This is a genomic window from Staphylococcus sp. HMSC056G08 (assembly GCF_001812305.1).
Lineage (GTDB): Bacteria > Bacillota > Bacilli > Staphylococcales > Staphylococcaceae > Staphylococcus > Staphylococcus simulans.
This window is the reverse complement of the sequence record NZ_KV808435.1, coordinates 1-3,180: the sequence shown is the minus strand read 5'-3', so window position 1 is coordinate 3,180 and position 3,180 is coordinate 1. Positions and strand designations below refer to the sequence as shown.

Annotated in this window: 5 protein-coding genes and 2 pseudogenes; 2 read left to right on the top strand and 5 right to left on the bottom strand. The window is 30.7% G+C overall.

What is annotated here, in order from left to right; genetic code table 11:
- Window positions 1–45: 45 nt before the first annotated feature.
- The 5 genes from HMPREF2846_RS01555 to HMPREF2846_RS14125 all read right to left on the bottom strand — a co-directional run bounded on the left by HMPREF2846_RS01555 (window position 46) and on the right by HMPREF2846_RS14125 (window position 2,847).
- A complete protein-coding gene (locus HMPREF2846_RS01555) occupies window positions 46–264 on the bottom strand; it encodes a hypothetical protein (protein ID WP_070463563.1) in 219 nt (72 codons plus the stop codon).
- Window positions 265–508: 244 nt separating this feature from the next.
- The gene (locus tag HMPREF2846_RS01550) at window positions 509–820 is read right to left on the bottom strand and encodes a hypothetical protein (RefSeq protein WP_070625382.1); all 312 of its coding nucleotides are present in this window, start codon (window positions 818–820) and stop codon (window positions 509–511) included.
- A 570-nt stretch (window positions 821–1,390) separates the two neighbouring features.
- On the bottom strand, window positions 1,391–1,723 hold the full coding sequence (locus tag HMPREF2846_RS01545) for a type II toxin-antitoxin system PemK/MazF family toxin (protein WP_070625380.1): 333 nt from the start codon (window positions 1,721–1,723) through the stop codon (window positions 1,391–1,393).
- Window positions 1,717–1,965 carry an AbrB/MazE/SpoVT family DNA-binding domain-containing protein gene (locus HMPREF2846_RS01540; protein WP_070625378.1) on the bottom strand — a complete coding sequence of 83 codons (249 nt, stop codon included), beginning with the start codon at window positions 1,963–1,965 and terminating at the stop codon, window positions 1,717–1,719. The genes HMPREF2846_RS01545 and HMPREF2846_RS01540 overlap by 7 nt, the downstream gene beginning before the upstream one ends.
- Window positions 1,966–2,751: 786 nt before the next feature.
- The gene (locus HMPREF2846_RS14125) at window positions 2,752–2,847 is read right to left on the bottom strand and encodes a type I toxin-antitoxin system Fst family toxin (protein ID WP_138108223.1); all 96 of its coding nucleotides are present in this window, start codon (window positions 2,845–2,847) and stop codon (window positions 2,752–2,754) included.
- 122 nt (window positions 2,848–2,969) lie between these two features.
- Between HMPREF2846_RS14125 and HMPREF2846_RS13810 the strand changes: the two are divergent.
- A pseudogene (locus tag HMPREF2846_RS13810) lies at window positions 2,970–3,111 on the top strand (IS6 family transposase); the annotation flags it as partial.
- Window positions 3,104–3,180 (top strand): annotated as a pseudogene (locus HMPREF2846_RS14885) (IS6 family transposase); the annotation flags it as partial. The pseudogenes HMPREF2846_RS13810 and HMPREF2846_RS14885, both read left to right, overlap by 8 nt.

The following is a 3,180-nucleotide window of genomic DNA, read 5'->3' as shown; positions in this document are numbered from 1 at the left end:
CGAGGCTCAACGTCAATAAAGCAATTGGAATAAAATTAACTTCAGTTATAGTGCATTTTCCTCTTCTAACTCTGTGAATATCTCAATGAATACGTCTAAATCTTCTAAACAAACTACTCTTTTTTCTGCTCCTTTTGGAAGTTCCGAATCTTTTAGAGGCTTGCCACATATATGGCAAAATCCTTTTACTTCGTTTATGTCTATCATGTTTTCATCAAAGTATTTTATGTATTTTTCTATTTCTTTTTCACTAAAATTACGCATTTTGATACTCCTTTTTAGAAATGTTGTAATGTTTTTTCTTCTTCTGAAATTGTGTAAATATCGCTTTTTTAATTTCGGGTTTTAATAAATATAGTAAATTTAGTTTATAAACGAGTTACTTCTTTTTTTGATACTATAGGTAACTATTATAATGAGAGCTTATACCTATCAAACCATTGACACAACTGGTTTCAAGCACAAAAAGTTGCTTCTTCAGCATACAATCACATTATTCTTGTGCATTTCAATCTGTAATAAATCTTAAACAAGACGCAAACTGTACCGTAAGACTGACAACCTTTTTATCAGATGTTCTAAAATCAAAGTATGTATCTTCTAAACGATTCATATCCTCTTCATCTACATAGTCTCCCAGATTCAACACTTGTTGGTTGACATGTGCAGTAAAGCGTCTTGTTTCAGGTTGTTCTGCACTATAACCTATAACAAATCTTTTGGGGATTTCTGCTCCTGTAATCCAACTCAAATAACCTACGTCATTCCCCTCATTCATTGACTTCGTAAAAGTAACCTCGACCTCTAAGTTCCTGTTCATTTTTTACACCCACTCATTGTTTTGTATCATTCTGCCAGTTCTCAAGACTACCTAACGTATTAAAGTTGTCATATACACTACAATTATCTTTTAACTTTATAATTTACTATATGTACTTTCGACCTATTTAATATTATTGTTAATCATAATTTTTATCACGCGTTTAGTTGTTTACTTTTCATTACTGTAAAGAGTTGCCCTTTAAAATATTCAGTGCCTTTTTTTCTACTTATCTTCTTTACTCTGGTTATATTCCCAAAAAATCAGGGTTGCTATTAATATCCTTATGTAATCACAGCTAAAAAACAATATTGCAGAAACTACCATAAGTACTTTATACATAGCTAAGACCCACTTCCAAATTAAATATCATTACCTTATTATGTATTAACGGTGAAGATTCATCTTGACTTGCGATTATACAAGTCAACTTAGATTCACACCCGCTACATTAACTGTAAGGGGCACAAATTCATCCTACTTTCAATCCTTATAAATAGAAGCGATACTATCCGCTTCTATTTATTTATACTATATTTTTTTCTATCGATTTTATTCAAAAGATTGACTTTAAATCATTTTAGAATGTGCAATGATAGTATTGATTACATCAGACTGGATACTCTCATCTAATTCATCTACTACTTTATTATTTCTCGCTTTAATATCTAAAGATTTTATTTGTAATAAATCAATGATACCTGTTATGCTATTACGTTTTGTTTTAACAACTATATCTGAAGGAAACCTCTTAGTTCTATTAGTTATAGGTAAAGTCCAAACAAAAGGCGATCCTTGATTGACAAAGTTGTTACTTATGATTACATATGGTCCATATTTTTGCTTCTCTTCACCTCGAGTCGTATCTAGATCAATCATTATAATGTCAAATTGTTTTACCATAACTCTTGACCTACTTCATCTCCAAAATCAATTTCTTTTTCATCATAGTGACCACCATTACGATAAAAGTCATAAATTTCATCGATAATTGATTTTTCTCTTTTTGTAAACTTAACTACGCCCTCGTTTATTTCTACATTTAAAGAATCCCCAATGTTTAAACCTGCTTCATTTAAGATGGATTTATTTAAACTGATTGCTTGGCTGTTCCCATTTTTTATAACTTTTGATAATGTTCTCATGTATCATCACTCCCTTTAGTATAAGCGTATCACACGTTATAACGTAGTCATAACATTCGAATATCATTATCACAGCACAACATCTTCATCCTATTGGATGTCATCTGACATATTATGAATTATTTCTTTTACTACTGTAGTATGGTCAAGCTTATTTTTGACTCTAATTTCTCTTTTTATTTTCAAAAATGCCTTTAATTTTTAAGAAAGCCACACTTTGTACAAAAAATTAAACATATGGTCCATAATAAAAATGATCATAATGGTACATCTATTTAAATTGTCACTCATCATTGAAACAATTTTTTACATAAAAAAAGCCCAGTACCTTTCAGGATAAGTTCCCAAAACAACTGGAGCTTACATATGCAAGTTCATTATATATCATCTTCAATATCTAAACAAATATTGTTTTTTTAGTCGAAATAATTGCTAGTAGTTCAATAGGTATGATAATATACCATAAATACTCTAACTCGTAAATCATCAAAATTTTGGTTCTGTTGCAAATTTAGGAAAGTCAACTGAATATCATTTTAACAATTGATATTATCTTAATTGACCAACATGTAGTTAATATCTTGGCACGGCGAAACTCCATAAATCAGAAGAGACCTACGGTTCTTTTTACAAATTTCGTAAACACATTGGGGAAATATTATAGTTTTGCATTCCTAACTACTATAATGTTATAATTTACTTAACGAAGATTATATGCATATATGCACCAATCCCCTCACTATTTGCGGTAGTGAGGGGATTTTTGATGCGGCTTAACGTCGCCTTCTATTTATTACGTTTACTACTAAGCCAGTAAGTAAAGTACGCAACTGCACAGCCACTAATGACTGGTGCAATGATGTGAACGAAGATTACATACATATTAAGCACCTCCTTCCGTCGAAAATATCGCCGGAAGTTAAGACGACTACACTATTATACCATCTGTTGTTCTGTTGCAAAGTTGATTTTATAGTGTAATTTTGACAAAAAGAGGCTTCTATATGAATTATTTTAGATATAAACAGTTTAACAATGATATCATCACTATAGCCGTTGGGTTCAAGAATATACTCCAATTTCATATCAAATTTAGAAGAAAAAGTGTATTACAAATGGCGTATTGATAAGACATATATCGAAATATCTGAGCAACCTCATTAAGCAAGATCACAGGCATGTTAAAGTAAGAAAGACAAGATATCAAAGTATCAA